The sequence below is a fragment of the Nostoc favosum CHAB5714 genome, assembly GCF_020829495.1.
In the GTDB taxonomy this organism is placed as follows: Bacteria; Cyanobacteriota; Cyanobacteriia; order Cyanobacteriales; family Nostocaceae; genus Nostoc; species Nostoc favosum.
The window spans coordinates 68,453-88,060 of the sequence record NZ_JAIVFQ010000018.1 but is presented as its reverse complement, the minus strand read 5'-3'; the positions used below and the strand labels follow the sequence as shown (position 1 = coordinate 88,060).

The following is a 19,608-nucleotide window of genomic DNA, read 5'->3' as shown; positions in this document are numbered from 1 at the left end:
AAACTGGGGTTTGAGTAAGTCAAAGCTGATTTTACTTACGGAAAACACCAAAATCAGAAAGCAAACTGGGGTTTGAGTAAGTCAAAGCTGATTTTACTTGCGGAAAACACCAAAATCAGAAAGCAAACTGGGGTTTGAGTAAGTCAAAGCTGATTTTACTTGCGGAAAACACCAAAATCAGAAAGCAAAAGCTTATTTTGAGTAAGTCAAAGCTTCTTTTGAGTAAGTAATTGCGGATTTTGCTTATTGAATTTAGTCAAAATATGAAGTTTAGATAAAAATATTGAAAAAATTACTGATAAATTTTGATCCGTCAGATTTGACTGTAATCCTTGAGCATCAATGCCTAGATGTAGATGCATAAAGCTATCACACTCAGGTGTCGCTTGTCGTTTAGCCCGGTACTGTTTCGGTATTGCATTTTCTGGTAGTAACTTCAGTGTGTCCCAAACCGATGCATTAGAAATTACTGCCCGCCGCGCCCGAATTTCTTGGCGATCGCGCAGACGCACACCCACCGCACGATTACCTTCTACAAGCACTTCTTCCACATGAGCGCCTAGAATCAGCTTCCCGCCGTGACGCTCCAATCCTTGTACAAGGGTGTCAACTAAAGCACCACTACCACCAATGGGATATTCAAGTATTGCATCTGGACGATACCAGTCCGCAAACATAAATCCTACCTCTGCGGCGCTAGTGCCATCTGCGGGCAATCCAGAAAGCAGGAAACACAGCAAATTAAGCCAATTTCGGGTAAATGGATCTTTAACAACGCCATCCATAATCCGGCTGAAGGGGCCCGTCAGCTTAATTATATTCGCCAGATGTTTTGTCAGAGATGGGATAAATGGGCCGACAGTTCTAGCTGCACCAAAGTCAAAGCGTAATGCCGCCGGTGGTATGGAAGTTGCTGCACTAGCGAATGGTTCCATAACGCGCTGGAGTTCTTGCCATTCGGCTACAGCATCATGTCCCCGGAATTTCATCAGCACTTCACAAAATTGCTTGGCACCAACTGACGTGTCAAAATCGCCTTCTGGTACACAACAACCCCAAGTATCATAGGTTACGCATGGTAATTCCGAACCAATTGCATCTAAGACTTGCCGCAGAGGGTTGGCAGAGGGGCTGTAAGACAGTCCAGAGTAAAGGGACGGGCCCGAGTCAAATTTGAAACCATTGCGCTCAAAAGCATGGGCAGCCCCTCCAGCAATGGAGTGGCTTTCGCAGACTATCACATCAAAGCCATACCGTGCCAAAACAGCAGCACAACTCAAACCGCCAATACCGCTACCAATGACAACTACATCTGTAACTTGCATATCTGTTTGCAACAATAAATTAAAACAGTTGGGGAAACTTGGATAAGTTATATCTTGCACCTGCCCCATATCCCAATACAGTTCAGTTAAGCTTTTTTTCTCCCCCTGCTTCCTCTGCCTCCCCTGCTCCCCCTGCCTGCCTTAACAGATAAATTTGCTTAACTGAACCGTATTGCCCCATATCCCGCCAGAGAATAAATTCTCAGGCTAATAGCGCAAGTCCACTCAAGTGGACTACAAACCTTACTCAGTCTTCTTTAGAAGACTTTAGCTATCAGCCTCAGAATTCATTCTGAGGCGGTTGTAGGGACTGGTGAAAGTTCTGAGATAATATCATTCGCTCCTCCATCCATAAACCGCTCTAATTGGTTAATATCATCACAAATGATGGACATTAAACCGCCAGTGCTGCGTTCTTCAGATTAAAGGCTTGATTCACACAGACTAATAAGAAGCTTAAACTAGTAACTGAGTTTACTCAAGCTAAAGTAAAACTTCTTACCCAGCACTGGGGCTAGACAAGAAAGGCAGGGAGAAAAATAATAACTCTTCATGACTAATGACTAATGACTAATGATCAATGACTAACTCATATTGGAGAGAGGAATTTGAAAAATCAGCAATTTGGAAATTGGCAAAGCACAGTTTTAGGAATTGTGTTAGCAACACTAGTGATTTTGGGGCTAAATTCCTTTATCATTATTAACCCAGGACAAGCAGGAGTGATCAGCATCTTGGGTAAAGCGAGAGATGGGGCATTATTGGAAGGGATTCATGTGAAACCGCCTTTTATCTCAGTGATAGATGTGTATGATTTAACGGTGCAAAAATTTGAAGTGCCAGCAGAGAGTTCTACTAAAGATTTGCAAAATTTATCTGCGAGATTTGCGATTAACTTTCGCCTCGATCCCATCAAGGTAGTTGAAGTTAGAAGGAAACAAGGAACCTTAGAGAATATTGTATCGAAAATCATTGCACCCCAGACCCAAGAAGCATTTAAAATTGCAGCCGCCAGAAGAACAGTAGAAGAAGCAATTACCAAAAGAAGTGAGTTGAAAGAAGACTTTGATCAAGCGCTAGGCGATCGCTTAGACAAATATGGGATAATTGTGTTAGATACTAGCGTAGTTGATTTAGCATTCTCACCAGAATTTGCCAGAGCAGTGGAAGAAAAACAAATTGCTGAACAGCGGGCGCAAAGAGCCGTTTATGTAGCACGGGAAGCAGAACAAGAAGCACAAGCAGATGTCAATCGAGCCAAAGGTAGGGCAGAAGCTCAAAGACTCTTAGCAGAGACACTCAAAGCCCAAGGAGGACAGTTAGTTCTGCAAAAAGAAGCAATTGAAGCTTGGAGGAGCGGCGGCGCTCAGATGCCCAAAGTCCTCGTTATGGGTGGTGACTCAAAAAGCGGCGTCCCCTTCATATACAACCTTGGGAATGTTCAAAATCAACCTTAATTTGAGTAAATAATATTTAGATAAGTTGGGCTAGACAGGTCGGCGGAAATAAACCTACCATTTCATTACAGCCATAAAGCCCAAAATTAAAGCTTTTTGACTTTTGACTTCCGCCTTGCGGCACTAGTACAGCACAGTGGAAATAAACCACCTATTTCAAATGTCTAGAACCCTTACGCAATCATAATTACGAATTACGTAGCTTGCTTCTCGCCGGAGGCGAGTATTACGAATTACGAATTACGAATTACGAATTACGCCTTGCGGTACTAGTCCCAATAACGTTCGGTTAAGGAATTTTTTGGTTGAGGCAGGCTGTTCTTGAGCAGGGGGAGAAGAGAAGCTGTTCTTGAGAGAAGAATTGCTGAACAATAACCTTCTTTCCTCAAGAGCCTCCCCTGCCTCCCCTGCCTCCCCTGCTTATCCGAACGGTATTGGTACTAGTCCCAACTTCAACATAGAAAAACCAACAAGACAATAATCCAAGTTTATGTCAACCCCCAATCCTCAGAATCTCACCGCCGAAGAAGCGAAAAAATTACTGAATAAATTCAACTGTCTAGACATTGCGCCTGTCCTCAAGCCATCAGAAAAATCAGTAATTCGTAGTGCCTTAATTTTGATCGCCAAACTTGCTGATTATCAAATTTTAGGAATCTGTGCTGATACAGCAGAAGAAGGAATACTTGCCATGAAGACTTATTCTCTGGCTTTGGGTTATGAACCACCAGACAATTTACTGACACCTGAAGGCCCAGTTTATATCAAATTAAATGGTAAAAATGGCTTGTGTTATCTTGATTCATATCCTGGACATCATCGTGGCGTATTAGTGTCTTGTCAGTCTTACCACGAAGACGGAATCAACGAAATGTATGGACATCTACCCTTGGATTTATTTCTATAGAATTCAGCGAATGTAGGTAAGGTATTTGCCTTACCTACTAACTAACGAGCAATGAAAAACTACTAAATCTTATGAGTATTATTACACTCCAATCAGTAAAAAAAGACTTTGGCATCAAAGAAATTTTAAAAGATGCTAGCTTTAGCCTCGATGCTACCGATAAAGTTGGCTTAATTGGTACTAACGGTTCTGGCAAATCAACCCTATTAAAAATGATCGCTGGGTTAGAATCGATTGATAGCGGTCAGATTTTAGTCAACTCTGGTTCTAGAATTATCTACTTACCCCAGTTGCCAGATTTAGATGAGAATCACACAGTTTTAGAGCAAGTTTTTGCCGACAGTGGCGAACACATGGCTTTGGTGCGTGAGTATGAAGAACTCTCAGATAAATTGGCTCACTATCCAGATGATAGCCAACTGATGTCTCGCCTTTCTGTGGTGATGCAACGGATGGATACAACTGGTGCTTGGGAATTAGAAACTAATGCTAAAATCATCCTCACTAAATTAGGAATTTCTGACTTTGATGCCAAAATAGGCACTTTGTCTGGAGGCTATCGCAAGCGTATTGCTTTAGCATCGGCGTTGCTAGCAGAACCAGATGTTTTGCTCATGGATGAGCCGACAAACCATCTGGATGCTCTTTCTGTAGAATGGTTACAAAGTTATTTAAATCGCTATCGCGGCGCACTTTTTCTCATCACTCACGATCGCTACTTTCTAGATCGTGTTACCAATCGGATCATTGAAATTGACCGAGGCGACATTTACACCTATACAGGTAACTATTCATATTACCTTGAAAAGAAAGCTTTAGCTGAAGAATCTGCTGTAAGTAGTCAACGTAAACACCAAGGCTTGTTGCGGCGCGAGTTAGAATGGCTCAAAAAAGGGCCAAAAGCCAGAAGTACCAAGCAAAAAGCGAGAATTGACCGCGCTCATGCTCTGCGAGATACTGAATTTAAACAAGTTCAGGGTAAAGTTGATATTTCTACAGTTGGTCGTCGCATTGGCAAAAAAGTTATTGAATTAGATAACATTTCTAAAGCATACAATGGACGTACCCTAATTAATAATTTTACCTACGAATTTAGCCCTGAAGACCGCATCGGTATTATTGGTGCGAATGGTGCTGGGAAATCCACTTTAATGGATATTATTACTGGTCAGATTAAGCCAGATTCAGGTATTGCAGAAATTGGGACTACAATTCACATCGGTTATTTTGACCAGCATTCTGAAGAATTGCTCACAGCCTTAAACGAAAATCAGCGCGTGATTGACTACATTAAAGAAGAAGGAGAGTTTATCAAAATTACCGATGGTACTCAAATTACTGCTTCTCAAATGTTAGAGCGGTTTTTGTTTCCTGGTAATCAACAGTATGCTCCAATTAATAAACTTTCTGGTGGTGAAAAACGCCGTTTATTTCTGTTGCGCGTCTTGATGAGTGCGCCCAATGTCTTGATTTTAGATGAACCGACCAATGATTTAGATGTTCAGACATTGGCAGTACTAGAGGATTATTTAGAGGATTTTGTCGGGTGTGTAATTGTAGTTTCTCACGATCGCTACTTTCTTGATCGCACCATCGACACAGTATTTTCCTTTGAGTCAGGCGGTAATCTCCGACAATATCCAGGTAATTACTCGATTTATCTAGACTATAAGAAGGCTGAAGAGGCACAGCAACAAGCTGCGAATACTAAGGAGAAGCCTAAAAATGCCGAAGTCCAAAATGGTGCGGCTTCACCCAAGGATGTAGAGAATACAAAGCGGCGGAGATTATCCAATTGGGAGAAAAAAGAATTTGAGCAGTTGGAAGGTAAAATTGCCCAGTTAGAGGGTGAGAAAGCGGAAACCGAGAAAACACTGGCGAATGTCTCACCGGGGAATTATAGCCAGGTGCAGAAATTGTACGATCATGTGGAATCGCTCAAGCAAGCGATCGATGTGGCAACTGAACGGTGGTTAGAATTGGCAGAGATGGAGTCTTGATTAGTAGGATGCATTACGGCGTTGAGCCTAACGCACCACATACTTTTACAAACATCTCGACACAAAGCCAATCATTGCCAGTCGTATTACCGCCTAATCGAACATAGGGTTTTCGATGCGTGGGTTAAAGGGCTTGGAGTACAACGTTGTCGATATTTATGTTGAGATCACTAAAACCACTTCTGACTACAATTTCATCAAAAGAGGTAATGATTCCAGGGCCAGAATCAACAGCTCTTACAAGGAAACCATCAATTGATGCACTTATCCGAACTGTTTGCGAATCTAACCGTCTGATAGTGAGGACTGCTGTATGACGTACTGTGTCGTCAATGGTTGGCACAGAGCTAGTTGATATTAACGAAAGACCTCCAAAACCACCAGTAATACTATCCCTACTGTTAAAGTTTTCTCTAGAAACTCCTAGATTGCTGGTACCAGCTAGACCAACTACTACAAAATAACCACCGTCATCTTCCACAGGAGTGCCGCTGCCGACAAGTGAAGCCAAAATATTAGTCGTCACAAGAGTAGATGCAGAGTTGTATAGACCAAAACGTAAACCCCCTGCGCGAAAATTCGGATATTGACTAGAGGTTGTGGAGGTACTAGGTTTAGTAGTAAAACGAAAATCAAAGCTCAAATAAAGCGTATCACCTGGATCACTTCCTAAACTAACGGGAGCGAAAGTTCCAAGGGCAAAGTGAGGAGGAATAAAATCGGGATTGCTAGTAGTAAAAGAGGGAGTGTCAAGGTTTAAAGCTTTTCCACTTCCAAGAATAGGCTCTTCAACTACGCTTAATTGAATTCCAGAAGGAGTTGAAACTGTTTGATAAAAATTTGATGAAATTCCAAACCAGGAAATATCTAACGGATCAGCACCATTGGTCAGTCCACCGTCGGTAAAAGTATCGTTAACAACAGCTTGAGCGTTGACGTTTTCACTGAAACTAGTTCCTACAGTAAGCAGCAAAGCAGATGAAAGAAGTACTTTAAGGTATTTATTCAGCACTGTTTTATCATTCTAGTATGCTGTTACTAAGCATATACCTAAAAGTGCAGTTTTATGCGAACGAAAGGCGCGATAATTTCATTTCTTGATTCTTTCTTACTCGTGTCCAAGAACACAAGTAAAGTCCTCATTAACTCTCTGAAGACCTTGATTTATCTTTATGTCAGAATCAAGCGATCGCCCTTATCCACTTGACCAATATCGTCAAAAGTCGAGCTTTTCGCTGAGTCCAACCAGGGGGGATTGACGGAAAAACCTACGATTCTAGTGGATTGGTCTGGGTGGGTGTTGTGTGTGGTCAGGCTTTGGGCAAGGAGTTAGATAATAAAGCAGTTATAATAAAGTTATTATTGGGTTAAATATTTGTCTTTTAGCCTAACGCAATGGAAGTTATGATGCCTTTGGCAACCCCTTTGGGGAACGGCAGAAGCTGCCGATCATTCTGCCTCCCCTACTTAAGATTTACTAATAACCATAATACAGCTACTCAACCCAGTTCTCTAATAACAGCGTAGGAATGCGAGAAAATTCTCGGACATTATTGGTAACAAGGGTAACTCCTAAACTTAGAGCATGAGCGGCTATGAGCATATCCATTGCACCAATGATCAGTCCTCTACTTTCGAGATCGCTTCTAATGCTGCCGTAAATTGTCGCAGATGCTTGATTGAATTCAACAATTTCTAAAGGTAGCAAAAATTGTAGCAGGGCGGTGCGGTTTTTCTCTTGCTCTTGGCTTTTAGCAATTCCATATTCGAGTTCCGCAACAGTGATGGAGGAGATACCCACATCAGAAATGCTAAGGGTTTGAAATTTATCCAGCACTTTTTGAGGTTTTTGCTTGATGAGGTAAATGCAGATATTGGTATCAAGCAGGTATCGCATTTACAAAATCTCTCTGGTGTCGATGAGTGGCTGATCTCTAGTAGTCATGAAATCATCAGAGAAATTGTCTAGACTGTCGATGAGCGATCGCCAGGGGTTATCTTTGGCAATGAGAACAATAGCGTTACCAATTTTTTTGATATAGACTTCTGTGCCAGTGAGTTGAAAATCTTCGGGCAAAATAACAACTTGATGAGTCCCATCAGTGATCAGTTTGGCGGTGTTCATGATATTACTTTTCTTCTGTTGCTGTTGCGAATTTGGCTCATGAGAGCTTTTGGGTTTTATGCAGTGTCTCTAATCTGTCAGCTTCTGCTTCTTCTGCTGCAATGTCAGCATCAACTTTGTCGCAATTAGCATGATAATAAGCTAAAGCTGCATAAACCTGCGCTAAAGTCAGATGACTAATTTGATCGGCAATCTCTTCTGCGCTGTAACCTTGTTTATACCAAATAGCTATGCGTCGGACTGTCACACCTGTACCAGCAATAATCGGACAACCGCCGTGTATTTCAGGATTATAGTTAATCAGTGTGCCAATATCGGTAATAGTTGTCAAAACTTGTTCTCCGAAATTTTTTACATTATCTCTAATTTGACCAGTTAGCAAGATATTCATTTAGAGTAATTGACTCACCATCGCTATACTCAGCGCGAACTGCTTGAATTTCTGCCAGCGTATCTGCATCGTCATCGTACAACGCTTCTTCGGCTTCAAAAATTTGTTGCTCAAGAGCTTCTTGAAGTTGACGTTTTTCTGTTAAATCAAGGGAAGATATTGCTTCTGCTAAAGTTTCTAAGGAGAGTTGTAGTTTAACAATGGCTGGCATTTTTCTGCTACTGGGTGTGTTTTTTTCGCATTTTGACATTATTATGCTGATTTTAACAGTTATATTTTTGTCAAGCCGAGAGTCTTTGGGTTGTGTTTCAGGACAAATGCATCTAGACTTCACTAATATCATGTCCGCTTAATCACTTACAATATGTCATTGCGAGTGGAACGGAGTGGAACGAAGCAATTCCCTTTGACTCTGCGATTACTTCACTCCGCTATCGCTGCGTTCGTAATGACAAGTATTTAGCCGGACATGATATAACTGACAATTAGTGCAATCTGCGTAGTTTACCGCCGTAGGCATCGCCAACAAAAGCTTTGCCTACGCACCAATATCCATCAGCAAGCCGCTTTGCATCTACGTACTCCCCAACTTACGGGAGCAGCTACAGAACTTACGGGAGCCGCTACAGAACTTACGGGAGTAACTACACAACTTATGGGAGCAGCTACAGAACTTATGGGAGCAGCTACAGAATTTATGGGAGCAGCTACAGAATTTATGGGAGCAGCTACAGAATTTATGGGAGCAGCTACAGAATTTATGGGAGCAGCTACAGAACTTATGGGAGCAGCTACAGGACTTATGGGAGCTTATAAATACCAAAATCTAGTAATTAAGTTACGAAAAATTACTGTTATCAATCAAAAATTTTAGTAAAAAAAATGCGAGTTTTACTGAACCGGAACGCAGTTTAATTGAGGCAAGCTAGCTATAGAAGCATCTTAAAGGAGTAATTTTATGTCTCGTAAAAAACGCACATCCCGTATTTTAGAAAAAGCTCAGTTAAGATCGGCTGGACTTAAATCAATTGTTCCAAACATCAAATTTGATGAAAATTATAGTCTGGAAAAACTAATTGAGTCAATCGATCAGTTACGTAACAAAATTGATGTTTATAATACCGCTCTGTCTGTGGTTGATTCTTCTAAAACTGAAATTGAAGAGATGGAAAAAAACTTGAGTCAGCTTTCTGAGAAGATGCTGATGGTAGTTGGTATCAAATACGGCAAAGACAGCCGCGAATATGAGATGGCGGGTGGTGTTCGCTATAGCGATCGCATCCGCAAAATCAGGTCGAGCCGCTTGAAAAATGTTGCAGAGCAAGCATCAGATGAGAATGCTAAAACTGCATGATCGTGGTTAGCATAACTATCTATGCGGACATGATATTATATGATGTCCGCTTGATTACTTATTAAACGCTAAGAACCCCACCCCGCCAAAGCTATGCTTTGTCTCCCCTCCCCGCTTGCGGGGAGGGGTTGGGGGTGGGGTGTAATGATCGTGGTTAGCATAACTATCTATGCGGACATAATATTATATGATGTCCGCTTGATTACTTATTAAACGCTAAGAACCCCACCCCGCCAAAGCTATGCTTTGTCTCCCCTCCCCGCTTGCGGGGAGGGGTTGGGGGTGGGGTGTAATGATCGTGGTTAGCATAACTATCTATGCGGACATAATATTATATCATGTCCGCTTGATTACTTATTAAACCCGAAGAACCCCACCCCGCCAAAGCTATGCTTTGTCTCCCCTCCCCGCTTGCGGGGAGGGGTTGGGGGTGGGGTGTAATGATCGTGGTTAGCATAACTATCTATGCGGACATAATATTATATCATGTCCGCTTGATTACTTATTAAACCCGAAGAACCCCACCCCGCCAAAGCTGTGCTTTGTCTCCCCTCCCCGCAAGCGGGGAGGGGATTAAGGGGTGGGGTGTAATGATCGTGGTTAGCATAACTATCTATGCGGACATAATATTACCGCCGACTGCGAAAACCCTGTCTTCCATTAACTTGGTCAAAAAGTACATCGTATTTATCAAAAAATGCGATGCCAGTATTTACAAATATAGGAAGTTCTGCTTGCGGTGAGATACTCAAATTCCAGCGATTAAATCCGTCGCGGGTTCCTGGTGTCACACTATAATCAAAAATGCCATTAATTGCTATTTTTAGAGCATTTGCTGAACGTAACACTCCTGGTTTAAGTTTACCTGCTGTGGAAGCTGACTTGAATTCAGTCAAACCATTAATAGTTCCAGTATCAGCGATCGTTGTGCCATTACAAGAATTTTTAGCAGAACTCCCAGCAAGAGTTAAACAAACTTTGCTCAGTCGAGAGTCCCATCTATTACCAGGTACACCATTAATTTCGCTTTGTTGACTCCAAGCAGCCATTTTGAAACCTGCTTGATTATTGGCAGTCAAACCGAGGATTAAACTGCCATTCTTGTTACTACCACCATTTCCAATCACGATAAATCCGTTACTCAGATTTCCTGGTAATTTTCTTAACGGATTATAGAGAAGTGACTTTTCAAAATAGTTGACACCGATAATACCAGAAAATGGCACACCACTCTTTGCTGAACAATTTGGCTTTTGGGCAGTACATTGGCGACTAGTAACAATCTGTACCAGAACGGGTTCTGCGGCGGGAAGCAAACCAAACCGGATGTTAGTATAAACTAATTCTCCCTCCAGGATAGTACCATCACTTAATACCTCCTTGATATTTTGTCCGGTTCTGCGGATAGGGGCATTACCTAAAAACTCTTTGGGAACTCGCAGCCCTGCTGAACCTGTATCTAATAAGATACGTCTTGGTTGACCACCTGCGATCGCCATTTCCAGAAAATAACCGCGAACCCGTTGACCGAGGGAAGGTTTTGTGTATAAAGGTAAGGATATGGTATCAAAAGTTGGCTTGCGGGGTGTATTTTGAGAGATGTCGCGCAACGCTGGATTTGGGAAAAGAGCCGCAAATGCTGACTGTCGTTGTGCTGCTGGTTCAGGCGCGATATCCCAAAGGCTTTCGTAGTAGAAAAAGCCGCTACCTAAACCGCGTTGTTGCGCTGCTTCTACCTGGGATTGAATTTGTGGCATGGAAACTGGGCGATTTCGCAATCCTGCCATAATACCGATACCAGTTGGGATGACTTTTTGTGTTTCTAAAATTTCTGGGCGGTTAATTTGAGCGATAAAACTTTCTAAATCATTACGGTATACTTGCATGACTAACTCATCGACAATACCCAACCGTACCCAGTTGAGCCAGTCTTGCAGTTGCAGCTTGTAGGCGAAATCATAATAATTAGGAGAAACTGAGAAGATGGCATTCGGTTTTCTAGCTTTCACGGTTTGGTGAAGGTTTACCATGAATGCAGTGATTTTATCTGCCCGCCATTTTATCCATGCTTGGGCTTGGGGATTGGGCGGGGGAGGATTGCCAGTTTCTTGAGTATATAGACTAATTGTGTATTTATCGTAACCAAAATCTACAGGTAAACTCATGTGGTCGTCAAATTGAACGCCATCAGCATCGTATTGAGTAATGACTTCCATCACGAGTTCAGTGATAAACTTTTGCACTTCCGGGTGAAACGGATTCAACCAAGCTACTTCACCCGCAGCACTAATTGAAGTTTGAGTCCCATCCGGCTTTTGTGTCAGCCAATCTGGATGCTCTGATGCAAGTTCCGAACTTAGGGGAACCATGAAACCAAATTCAAACCAAGGTATTGCTAGTAACCCTTCTCTGCGGGCTTGGCTGATTATGTCTGCAATCACATCTTGTCCATCTGTTCCCTTGAAGAAGAAGGGAATACCCTTTTTTTGCATGATGGCGCTGGGGTAATATGTATAGCCATCGTTCCACACTACTGGATAAACAGTGTTAAAGTTTAACTGCCGCAGTTGGCTCATGGCTGCAAGCACCTTTGAGCGATTTCGGAAAACGCTAAAATCGTTACCACTCAGCCACACCCCCCGAATTTCTTGACGAGGTTGAGGAGGTAGTTGGGCAATGGTAGGGGCAAAAGTGTTGAGTAGTAATACCGCAACGAATGATATCAGACATAATAATGGCAGCAGACGCTTCCTTAAAAGCAACCAACCTTGATGAATGAGGCGACTAGGGGCAATACCAGACGCTTTGTGTAGCTTGCTGCGACACAGGAGTAAGCCTCTATGCACAGGTGTAAATAGTAAGTTAGTTAGAGTAGCATTAATTTCTATGGTTTTTTCCCAGAACTGAGTTGTCATTACTTCTGCTTACTAAATGAGGTTAATTGGTTATATATCATTCCATATCAACGTTAAATTGCTGCACCAGGAAAACTGATACAGTAATTTAGCTGCAAGAAAGTTGACGCAATTATCGGGTTAGTGGTGCCAAGTATAAATGTTTCAAATGTAACCTGTAATAAATTCTCGCTGCTCTCACGCCTACGCCTGGTAGATTTTTTGCATAGCACCATTCCTCCTATTGAAATTAAGTCACAATGATAATAGGCAATCATAGAGGGTGCTGTTATGTTTCGTCTAACTCAAACTGTTCGGAACTTGTTCATTCGGATTCAAGGCTTGTTTGGTGTTTTATTCCAAAGTGTTTCTAATTTTTTCGGAAATTTCTTTGGTTTTTTTGGCAACCTGTTTGGATTCAATAGCTCTGGTTATTTCTTGGAATCTGATCAGCAGCAAGGTATAAAACAAGCTTCTGCAAAAGAGCCAAGTGAAACGAATCAGGATAACACTCCTAAAATTTCCGCCACTACCCGCCGTCGTTCTAATGCCAAAATTGACGACTACTTTCTCAATATGGCTCGTGATGTGAAAAAGAATTAACAAAAGCCATCAATTGAATGGTGATCTTAGTGCAGCGTTAGCGAACGCGAGTGCGTCTCCAAGAGTTGCTTGCCGTAGGCATCGCTTTGTCAGGGTAAGATCATCTCAATTAGACAAGTCAATTTTTTTAACGTAGACGCAAAGCGGTGAAGCAGCGCGGTCTTGGGGGTTTCCCCCATGAGCGACTGCACCAAGCCGGAGGGCTTGCCGCAGGCTACCACAGAGGCGCAGAGAACACCGAGAGAAGAAAGAAATGTTTAACTGAACTGTATTGAGGCGTAGCCCGTTCTAGACATCGCTCTTAGATCGAAAAAAATAGCCTAAGTTTTCTGTTGCTTATCGCTTGAGCATTGCGGCGATCAAGCTACATAATTTTTGTTTGACTTTTTTTACTTATTGTGATTTTAGCGGGGAGCGATCGCACCTCACGCTATTAATTGTGTTTTAATCGCCGTCGATGATTGGCTTTCTCTTCTGATACCACTCTCAATACGGTTCGGTTAAGGTTGTTTGATGAAAATTCTAGATCATAGACGCGACTTTTTGAGATTACTTATTTCATCCAGACTGGAATAAGTAGTTGTGCAAAATTAAATATACATTTGTCATTGCGAGTGGAGCGAACGCGAGTGCGTCTCTAAGAGTTGCGAAACGTTCGCGGAGCGTCTCGTAGAGAAGCAATTCGCTTGCGGCTTTGGATTGCTTCACTTCGTACCCTTCTCTTCTTAGGCTGCGCCAACGGGAACGCTAAGAGCGAACGCAATGACATAAATAATTTTGCGTAACCACTTAGCTAGGAATCTCATCAAACACAAGAGATTTAACAGACTCGAACACCGGGGTACTTTTCAACGCCTTAAGGTCTTTGATAAAACTAGGCATATACTCGCAATTCATAGTTGTTCAAGTTCCTCAAGAGCCTCATTCCTCCTTAAAGGTGTTTCGCCCTTAACTGCTTGCATTGCAGGGTAAAGTCCTTCGTCTTCAATCGCATCTAATAAGCGCTGATATGCCTTAAACTCTAGGACTACTTTGAGAACTTGACCTTGTTTATCCGTAATTAACTCCTGAACAAACGGATATTCTTCAGCTTTCATATATGAACCAAAGTAATTGTTTAATATCTTAGGAAATGGCAAGAAGCGCTGAAGCTTTGGCAACAAGTTGATGATAAACGCTGGGAAGCCGTCACCCTTCTTAACATTGGCAAAGTCTACTCCGATTTAGGGGAAAAGCAAGAAGCGCTCAAATACTACAACCAAGCTTTACCCATACGCCGTGTAGTGGGGGACAAGGGAGGGGAAGCCAACACCCTCTTTAACATGGCTTTCCTAGAACGCAGTCAGGGTAATTTACAACAAGCCCAAACACATATTCAAGCAGCTATTGAAATCATTGAAGATTTACGCACCAAAATAGCTAACAAAGAACTACGCGCTTCTTACTTTGCCTCAGTCCAAAACTACTACAAGTTCTACACCGACCTGCTGATGGAACTGCACAAAAAAGACCCATCAAAAGGATACGATGCTTTGGCACTGGAAGTTAGCGATCGCTCTCGTGCCCGTGTTCTAATAGAATTACTAACCGAAGCTAAAATAGACATCAAAAAAGGCATTGACCCAACACTTTTAGCAGAAGAACGCCGTCTACAATGGCAAATCAATGCTAAAGAAAAATTATTATCAGAACTATCAACTAAAAAAGAAACCCCAGAACAACTTTTAACCAACACCAAACAACAAATCCAAGACTTACTCAAACAACAGCGAGAACTTCAGATAAAAATCCGCGCCAATAACCCTGAATATGCCGATTTGATATATCCCCAACCTCTGACTCTCAAAGAAATTCAGCAACAACTAGATAAAGACACACTGCTATTGCAATATTCTTTAGGTGAAAAACGTAGCTATCTTTGGGCTGTCACACCCGACTCTCTCTATAGCTATGAACTCCCAGGAAGTGAAAAGATAGACAAAGCAGCCAAGAATTTATACAACAACTTAAGAAATCCTGGGATGCTGGGAGTTTCCCCAGAAGAAATGGCTCAAGCTGCTAATGAACTGAGTCAACTTATCCTCGCACCTGTTGCTGATAAGTGAATATCGTAGGTTGGGTTGAGGAACGAAACCCAACAAGCCCCGGAAAATGTTGGGTTTCACTTTGTTCAACCCAACCTACTTTGAGACAAAATTTACAGGAGTGATTTTTCATGAAAAGCATATTTACATCCAGACAATTTATTCTTCCCTGCGTAGCAACAATTGGGGTAGGAATTTTGGGGATTTGGGCTTCAGTCTCAGCCAAACCACAAACCCCACCCAGCTTTACCAAGGTTGAAAATCCCGGAGAATTTAAACTAGAAGGAAAAGGGGAGCCTTCGGTGCTAAATTAGAAGGAAGAACTCCCCGGAGAACGGGTAATCATTGGTTCAAAGGATGACCGTATTCCCATGACTAGCAGAGACTACCCTTGGTCAGCCATTGGTAAAATCGAGGGGATAGGTGCTGATGGTGGCGGTTACAGTTGCACGGGAACGTTGATTGCTGAAGACGTTGTTTTGACAAATGCTCACTGTGTCGTTAACCCGGAAACCAGAAAAGTTAGTCAAGAGTTGGTATTTCTGCCAAACTTAGTTAATGGTGTCGTCAAAAGTAAAAATGATGTAGCTTATGCAACTAATGTTTATTACGGCACAGACTTTAAAAATGGCGATTTAGGCGATTACGCAAATGATTGGGCGATTTTGAAACTCAACAAGCCTATCGGTAAAAAATATGGTTATTTGGGCTGGAAATCCCTACCATCTTCTACTCTTGTTGGAGATACAAAAAAATTCGCCTTAGTCGGCTACTCTGCTGATTTCCCCAACCCCAAGATATACGAAAACCTCGCTGCTGGTGAAAGTATGACTGCTGGCGTTCACCTGGAATGCAGCATCTTACGCCGTCAGGATAATTTGTTGTACCACAACTGTGATACTAATCACGGTGCTTCTGGAGGTGCAATTATCAGTAATATAAACGGCAAGTATTATATTTTAGCCCTCCACTCCGGCTCAAACGAGGTGAATGGATTGCTGTTGAACCGTGCGGTGGAAATGTCTCGCTTGGATGAGTGGTTGCAAGGGAATTAAGGACTAAAGTCCTTACTACGAACTTGCTTATCCATCAATTTAAATTTGACAAACTACTAGAAACTAAGCACAATTATAATCACTTTGTGCCTAGTTCTCACATTTATTGGCGGCGCATGAACATAATATCAGTTGGTTCAAAAATTTCCGCCTGCACTGCTATAGTGTGAGGGCGTTTTTCTAGAAAATCATCCAGCCACAATTAATATCATGTTCGCATAATTAGTTATGATTTCCACAGTCATTGCACCCCACCCCTTAATCCCCTCCCCGCAAGCGGGGAGGGGAGACGAAGCGTAGCTTTGGCGGGGTGGGGTTCTTCGGGTTTAATAAGTAATCAAGCGAACATGATATAACGGATAAGTCTTGTGCATAGGCGTAGCCCAACCCAGCCATCGCACCTTTCAAATAACTATATCCAGCTTGAGGCTGGACAATAGCTAGAGATATTTTTGAGATTCAATGTTTACTTGATTTTTAACTTACCAAATCAACCAAGGCGTTGCTCTGAAAGCGGACTATAGATGAAACTGAGCAACCGCGATAATTCTCAGATGTGAATACTGATAATGTGATATTAGCTTGACCGGGATCTAAAATACGTTTTACCTTGCAGGTTTGCATTTTGTTATTGCAGTAAGCAATAATGCGATCGCCAGCCTTGACTTCCAACGCTTGAATTTTCAATTAATACCAACCTTGCCAGGAATTTGCTTAGTTAAAGGAAAAATATATTGCTATATTTCACTTGCTCAACAATAGCAATGTTCTTCCAGTGTAACACAAAAATCAAGGATATCAATGCTATCAATTTAATCTTGATGATGTCAAGTTTATTTATGCTCAAAACACTATATAAATGCTGGATTTTCAGAAAATAAGGATAAAATCCCGACCTTCGCGCAGCCTCTAGGCCGGAAGCCTTATCTGAAAAATCCAGATGGTGGAAAACCTGCGCTCCAATTTCTCTGGAGCTAAATTTTTTCGAGTCCAGATTTTTTCCTTCTATGTTTTTGTTACAATCAATGAAATTTTTACATAAAAATACCACTATGGCTTTATATGCTGAATTACATAGACATCTAGGCGGCTCGGTCGTACCACGAGTTCTATGGCGATATTTTGAGCGACATTCTTCAGAGTTGATTTCCCGCTTTGCTGACTATTCACAATTTGAGGATTTTTACACCCGTCCACGCAACACCCTGGATGAGTATCTAGAATTACACACCTTGGTAGAAAGTGTGCAAACTGTTGAGACTTTGCCTTACTTTATCTATCGCTTAGTGCGGGGTGCTTACATTTTTGAAAATTTGGCTTATCTGGAACTGCGTTACACTCCCTATTTGCGGACACCTGAGCATCTGAGTCAATCCGAAAGAATTGACAAGATGGCAGAAATCGTTCAAGTAGTAGGGCTTGCCAGCAACCAGCCAGAATATCCGATTGTTACTAGCCAAATTCTCTGTATGCACACGCGCCTACCTTATGAGGTGAACAAGGCGATTGTTGATTTGGCGGCGCAAAATAAGCAGTATGTCTGTGCAGTAGATGTAGCGGGGGGTGATAGCTATTATGCTGATCGCTTAGAAGAATGGATTAGCTTATATGATTATGCGCGATCGCAGGGCGTTAACACCACCGGACATCTATATGAAACCACTGCTGGCTGTTACCCTGAACTGTTACCCTATCTCATGCGAATCGGTCACGGTATCCAAATTCCCCTACTATATCCAGAGTTACTTAATGATGTAGCTAGACGCGGACAGTGTTTAGAGGTTTGCCCCACAACTTACCTGAAAACTGGTACATTGCAGGATATCCGTCAACTCAAATTAGTTTTTGACCGTTGTTTTGATGCTGGGGTAGATATTGCTATCTGTACTGATAATGCTGGATTGCACAATGTGCGTCTGCCATTTGAGTATGAGAATCTCTTGACTTACAATATTATCAGTTTTGCACAACTACAAGCTTGTCAGGATGCAGCTTTCCGTCATGCTTTTGCTTGGCCTTACACTCAACGTCCCGCATCCCTGTTGAATGGGTTACTGAAACCTGAACCACCTAAAGTATTGGCAACAAGGGATAGTAATTAACCACCATCTAGAGGTAGGCAGAAAGTAAGATGATTTAAATAATTCGTAATTCGTAATTCGTAATGGGCTTCGCCCCGCTGCGAAGACAGTAAATTTTGTTTTGTAATGGGGATTTAACCCCAACACAAAACAAAATTTTTATTGAACCGGGGGACTTAAACCCACGGAACTAGTTAATGTTAATTAATGTTGCAATCAGTGTGTTTTTTTGATGCTGTAGAGAAAGCTATAATGCACAGTAGATAAGCTGTTACGCATTTAACTTGTACATTTACCTGATGACTGTTGACCGTCAACCGTCAACCGTCAACCGTCAACCGTCAACCGTCAACCCCTACGTAAGAGCCAACCAGTCCCAATTACACATATTCCGAATAGTGTTGTGTTAGTTCTTGGTTCTGGAGTTTTCTGCGGTGTCTGGAAGGAACCACTCAAAAAAGCTTGACCTTTCAAGGGAGCAGTTGGATCTTGATCGAGTGACTCAATTTCACTAAAGTTTAATATACCTGTAGCACCGCTAAACCTACCTGCACCACCAGTGATAGTTATAGTACCAGAACCTACTAATTGGCGGTTGATAAAGTCAAATGAAGCAGTAGCGCTACTGCTGCCAAATAATTTATCATCGCCACTGCCAAAAAACTCATCTCTGCCGATTGGTAAGCCTTGTAAACCAAATTTTGCTGGGTCTTGCAAGAATACGAGATTACCAGTATTGGGATCAGTTCGGCTGTAGTTATTTATGCTTTAAAAGTTACTCAGACCGTAAGGAGCATCAGAATTAAAGCCTGAGACAAATGCTTTTGATACGTCGGTCGATGGGATAGGTGTGAGAGTGACTTCCGTGTTGTATACTACATCAAATGGATAAATAGTCTGGGCGATCGCTTTTGTCGTATTCGCACCCACACTAACTAAAGACAAAACTAGCCCAACAAGACATATATTATGCGATCGCAGTGTCATTTGAAGACCTCTACTATAATGACAACGAGGAGAATCTTTGTGCTATGAGCTAGAGAATCAATTTTCTAGCAAGTAAGCATAGAATACCAATTTGTAATTCGTAGTTCGCCATAAATGCTACCACGTCAGCGATAAAAATTTTTTGTAAATTCGCTTCCTTATTTGGCTCAACTTCCTCACTCCCCCCACTTCCCTTGTACCCAGAAGCTATAAACGCTGTGTGCAACTTTTACTCGAACCTAACCCCCCAGCCCCCTTCCCTACTAGCGTTGGGGGAGAATTCAAAGCCTCTCAAGAGCAGGAGAGAGGAATGGAAGTGAGGTCAAAAATTAAGTTGCACATCGT

General features: G+C 42.1%; 20 protein-coding genes and 2 pseudogenes. 11 read left to right on the top strand and 11 right to left on the bottom strand.

Features of this window, described 5'->3' with window-relative positions; translation table 11 throughout:
* Positions 1-314 precede the first annotated feature (314 nt).
* Positions 315-1,325: pseudogene (locus tag LC586_RS14905) on the bottom strand (phytoene desaturase family protein); the annotation flags it as partial.
* Between the two features lie 608 nt (positions 1,326-1,933).
* Between LC586_RS14905 and LC586_RS14900 the strand changes: the two are divergent.
* From LC586_RS14900 to LC586_RS14890, 3 genes are all read left to right on the top strand, one after another.
* Positions 1,934-2,782 (top strand): prohibitin family protein, encoded by an 849-nt coding sequence (locus LC586_RS14900; protein ID WP_229485559.1) that lies wholly within the window; start codon positions 1,934-1,936, stop codon positions 2,780-2,782.
* Positions 2,783-3,272: 490 nt separating this feature from the next.
* Complete coding sequence (locus tag LC586_RS14895; RefSeq protein ID WP_229485558.1) at positions 3,273-3,689, top strand: DUF1824 family protein; 417 nt, start codon at positions 3,273-3,275, stop codon at positions 3,687-3,689.
* A gap of 71 nt (positions 3,690-3,760) precedes the next feature.
* On the top strand, positions 3,761-5,689 hold the full coding sequence (locus LC586_RS14890) for an ABC-F family ATP-binding cassette domain-containing protein (protein ID WP_229485557.1): 1,929 nt from the start codon (positions 3,761-3,763) through the stop codon (positions 5,687-5,689).
* Positions 5,690-5,813: 124 nt separating this feature from the next.
* Here LC586_RS14890 and LC586_RS14885 read toward each other — a convergent pair whose 3' ends face one another.
* The 5 genes from LC586_RS14885 to LC586_RS14865 form a co-directional block, all read right to left on the bottom strand.
* Entirely contained in the window at positions 5,814-6,701 is an 888-nt protein-coding gene (locus LC586_RS14885; protein ID WP_229485556.1) for a hypothetical protein, read from the bottom strand.
* Between the two features lie 483 nt (positions 6,702-7,184).
* Entirely contained in the window at positions 7,185-7,586 is a 402-nt protein-coding gene (vapC, locus tag LC586_RS14880; protein ID WP_229485555.1) for a type II toxin-antitoxin system tRNA(fMet)-specific endonuclease VapC, read from the bottom strand.
* Positions 7,587-7,814 (bottom strand): antitoxin, encoded by a 228-nt coding sequence (locus tag LC586_RS14875; RefSeq protein WP_229485554.1) that lies wholly within the window; start codon positions 7,812-7,814, stop codon positions 7,587-7,589.
* A 37-nt stretch (positions 7,815-7,851) separates the two neighbouring features.
* On the bottom strand, positions 7,852-8,145 hold the full coding sequence (locus tag LC586_RS14870; RefSeq protein WP_229485553.1) for a DUF433 domain-containing protein: 294 nt from the start codon (positions 8,143-8,145) through the stop codon (positions 7,852-7,854).
* Positions 8,146-8,176: 31 nt separating this feature from the next.
* Positions 8,177-8,416 carry a hypothetical protein gene (locus tag LC586_RS14865; RefSeq protein WP_229485552.1) on the bottom strand — a complete coding sequence of 80 codons (240 nt, stop codon included), beginning with the start codon at positions 8,414-8,416 and terminating at the stop codon, positions 8,177-8,179.
* Positions 8,417-8,773: 357 nt separating this feature from the next.
* Between LC586_RS14865 and LC586_RS14860 the strand changes: the two genes are divergently transcribed.
* Positions 8,774-9,079, top strand: a complete 306-nt coding sequence (locus LC586_RS14860) for a hypothetical protein (RefSeq protein ID WP_229485551.1) — start codon at positions 8,774-8,776, stop codon at positions 9,077-9,079.
* Between the two features lie 84 nt (positions 9,080-9,163).
* Entirely contained in the window at positions 9,164-9,559 is a 396-nt protein-coding gene (locus LC586_RS14855) for a hypothetical protein (RefSeq protein ID WP_229485550.1), read from the top strand.
* A 629-nt stretch (positions 9,560-10,188) separates the two neighbouring features.
* Here the strand turns inward: LC586_RS14855 and LC586_RS14850 are convergent.
* Positions 10,189-12,474 carry a glycoside hydrolase family 10-like protein gene (locus LC586_RS14850; RefSeq protein ID WP_229485549.1) on the bottom strand — a complete coding sequence of 762 codons (2,286 nt, stop codon included), beginning with the start codon at positions 12,472-12,474 and terminating at the stop codon, positions 10,189-10,191.
* A gap of 270 nt (positions 12,475-12,744) precedes the next feature.
* On the opposite strand from LC586_RS14850, the gene LC586_RS14845 reads away from it, so the two are divergent.
* Positions 12,745-13,056: a threonine dehydratase gene (locus tag LC586_RS14845; protein ID WP_229485548.1), complete on the top strand. Its 312-nt coding sequence runs from the start codon at positions 12,745-12,747 to the stop codon at positions 13,054-13,056.
* Between the two features lie 893 nt (positions 13,057-13,949).
* Here the strand turns inward: LC586_RS14845 and LC586_RS14840 are convergent.
* Positions 13,950-14,153 (bottom strand): RelB antitoxin-like protein, encoded by a 204-nt coding sequence (locus tag LC586_RS14840; protein WP_229485547.1) that lies wholly within the window; start codon positions 14,151-14,153, stop codon positions 13,950-13,952.
* 48 nt (positions 14,154-14,201) lie between these two features.
* Here LC586_RS14840 and LC586_RS41370 point away from each other — a divergent pair.
* The 4 genes and pseudogenes from LC586_RS41370 to LC586_RS14820 form a co-directional block, all read left to right on the top strand.
* Positions 14,202-14,294 (top strand): annotated as a pseudogene (locus LC586_RS41370) (hypothetical protein); the annotation flags it as partial.
* A 45-nt stretch (positions 14,295-14,339) separates the two neighbouring features.
* The gene (locus tag LC586_RS14830) at positions 14,340-15,161 is read left to right on the top strand and encodes a hypothetical protein (protein ID WP_229485546.1); all 822 of its coding nucleotides are present in this window, start codon (positions 14,340-14,342) and stop codon (positions 15,159-15,161) included.
* 110 nt (positions 15,162-15,271) lie between these two features.
* Positions 15,272-15,454 (top strand): hypothetical protein, encoded by a 183-nt coding sequence (locus LC586_RS14825; protein ID WP_229485545.1) that lies wholly within the window; start codon positions 15,272-15,274, stop codon positions 15,452-15,454.
* Between the two features lie 57 nt (positions 15,455-15,511).
* Entirely contained in the window at positions 15,512-16,195 is a 684-nt protein-coding gene (locus LC586_RS14820; protein WP_229485544.1) for a trypsin-like serine peptidase, read from the top strand.
* 477 nt (positions 16,196-16,672) lie between these two features.
* Here the strand turns inward: LC586_RS14820 and LC586_RS14815 are convergent, their stop codons facing one another.
* The gene (locus LC586_RS14815; protein ID WP_094352741.1) at positions 16,673-16,882 is read right to left on the bottom strand and encodes a hypothetical protein; all 210 of its coding nucleotides are present in this window, start codon (positions 16,880-16,882) and stop codon (positions 16,673-16,675) included.
* Between the two features lie 365 nt (positions 16,883-17,247).
* Here LC586_RS14815 and LC586_RS14810 point away from each other — a divergent pair, with 365 nt between their 5' ends.
* The gene (locus LC586_RS14810) at positions 17,248-18,297 is read left to right on the top strand and encodes an adenosine deaminase (RefSeq protein ID WP_229485585.1); all 1,050 of its coding nucleotides are present in this window, start codon (positions 17,248-17,250) and stop codon (positions 18,295-18,297) included.
* A gap of 327 nt (positions 18,298-18,624) precedes the next feature.
* On the opposite strand, the gene LC586_RS14805 is transcribed toward LC586_RS14810, so the two are convergent.
* On the bottom strand, positions 18,625-18,993 hold the full coding sequence (locus tag LC586_RS14805; protein WP_229485543.1) for a hypothetical protein: 369 nt from the start codon (positions 18,991-18,993) through the stop codon (positions 18,625-18,627).
* Positions 18,994-19,044: 51 nt separating this feature from the next.
* Positions 19,045-19,263: a hypothetical protein gene (locus LC586_RS14800; RefSeq protein WP_229485542.1), complete on the bottom strand. Its 219-nt coding sequence runs from the start codon at positions 19,261-19,263 to the stop codon at positions 19,045-19,047.
* Between the last annotated feature and the right edge of the window lie 345 nt (positions 19,264-19,608).

Bases quoted from the DNA above. Each gene is read 5' to 3' on its own strand.
- LC586_RS14895 (WP_229485558.1), top strand. From the start codon at position 3,273: ATGTCAACCCCCAATCCTCAGAATCTCACCGCCGAAGAAGCGAAAAAA.
- LC586_RS14890 (WP_229485557.1), top strand. From the start codon at position 3,761: ATGAGTATTATTACACTCCAATCAGTAAAAAAAGACTTTGGCATCAAA.
- vapC (WP_229485555.1), bottom strand. From the start codon at position 7,586: ATGCGATACCTGCTTGATACCAATATCTGCATTTACCTCATCAAGCAA.
- LC586_RS14875 (WP_229485554.1), bottom strand. From the start codon at position 7,814: ATGAACACCGCCAAACTGATCACTGATGGGACTCATCAAGTTGTTATT.
- LC586_RS14865 (WP_229485552.1), bottom strand. From the start codon at position 8,416: ATGCCAGCCATTGTTAAACTACAACTCTCCTTAGAAACTTTAGCAGAA.
- LC586_RS14855 (WP_229485550.1), top strand. From the start codon at position 9,164: ATGTCTCGTAAAAAACGCACATCCCGTATTTTAGAAAAAGCTCAGTTA.
- LC586_RS14850 (WP_229485549.1), bottom strand. From the start codon at position 12,474: ATGACAACTCAGTTCTGGGAAAAAACCATAGAAATTAATGCTACTCTA.
- LC586_RS14845 (WP_229485548.1), top strand. From the start codon at position 12,745: ATGTTTCGTCTAACTCAAACTGTTCGGAACTTGTTCATTCGGATTCAA.
- LC586_RS14840 (WP_229485547.1), bottom strand. From the start codon at position 14,153: ATGAAAGCTGAAGAATATCCGTTTGTTCAGGAGTTAATTACGGATAAA.
- LC586_RS14825 (WP_229485545.1), top strand. From the start codon at position 15,272: ATGAAAAGCATATTTACATCCAGACAATTTATTCTTCCCTGCGTAGCA.
- LC586_RS14820 (WP_229485544.1), top strand. From the start codon at position 15,512: ATGACTAGCAGAGACTACCCTTGGTCAGCCATTGGTAAAATCGAGGGG.
- LC586_RS14810 (WP_229485585.1), top strand. From the start codon at position 17,248: ATGGCTTTATATGCTGAATTACATAGACATCTAGGCGGCTCGGTCGTA.
- LC586_RS14800 (WP_229485542.1), bottom strand. From the start codon at position 19,263: ATGACACTGCGATCGCATAATATATGTCTTGTTGGGCTAGTTTTGTCT.